This window comes from Benzoatithermus flavus, assembly GCF_037908215.1.
In the GTDB taxonomy this organism is placed as follows: Bacteria; Pseudomonadota; Alphaproteobacteria; order Geminicoccales; family Geminicoccaceae; genus Benzoatithermus; species Benzoatithermus flavus.
Genome location: NZ_JBBLZC010000136.1, coordinates 1 through 533, shown reverse-complemented (window position 1 = coordinate 533; position 533 = coordinate 1). Strand labels below are relative to the sequence as shown.

4 tRNA genes are annotated in these 533 nt (G+C 52.3%); all 4 read left to right on the top strand.

Features of this window, described 5'->3' with window-relative positions:
- Positions 1-30: 30 nt before the first annotated feature.
- The 4 genes from U1T56_RS24545 to U1T56_RS24530 all read left to right on the top strand — a co-directional run bounded on the left by U1T56_RS24545 (position 31) and on the right by U1T56_RS24530 (position 395).
- Positions 31-106, top strand: a tRNA-Asn gene (locus U1T56_RS24545).
- Positions 107-110: 4 nt separating this feature from the next.
- Positions 111-202 (top strand) — tRNA-Ser (locus tag U1T56_RS24540).
- 14 nt (positions 203-216) lie between these two features.
- A tRNA-Glu gene (locus U1T56_RS24535) sits at positions 217-288 on the top strand.
- Between the two features lie 31 nt (positions 289-319).
- Positions 320-395 (top strand) — tRNA-Asp (locus U1T56_RS24530).
- Positions 396-533: the final 138 nt, after the last annotated feature.

The window sequence follows — 533 nt, the reverse complement described above, 5'->3', positions numbered from 1 at the left end:
CAGGTGATCAAACATCTGAATAATTATTGTTCCCTGATAGCTCAGTCGGTAGAGCACTCGACTGTTAATCGAGTTGTCACAGGTTCGAGTCCTGTTCGGGGAGCCATTATGGAGAGGTGTCCGAGTTGGCCGAAGGAGCACGATTGGAAATCGTGTAGGCGTGAATAGCGCCTCAAGGGTTCGAATCCCTTGCTCTCCGCCATGATTCATCAACATGGCCCGTTGGTCAAGTGGTTAAGACACCGCCCTTTCACGGCGGTAACACGGGTTCGAATCCCGTACGGGTCACTTACAGCGCGGGGGGTTTCCCGCGGATTGCGGTCCCGTGGTGTAGCGGTTAACATGCCTGCCTGTCACGCAGGAGATCGCGGGTTCGATTCCCGTCGGGACCGCCATATTTAACTACTCAGGAAGCGTAAAGGTTCCTTTTTTTTATGCCAAGAATTCTCAAACCCTTTAGGACCCGTCCTAGAGGGTTTTCTTATTTGTTGCGTGACGTAACCACTTATCGCTGACCACGTGATGTGGTCCGA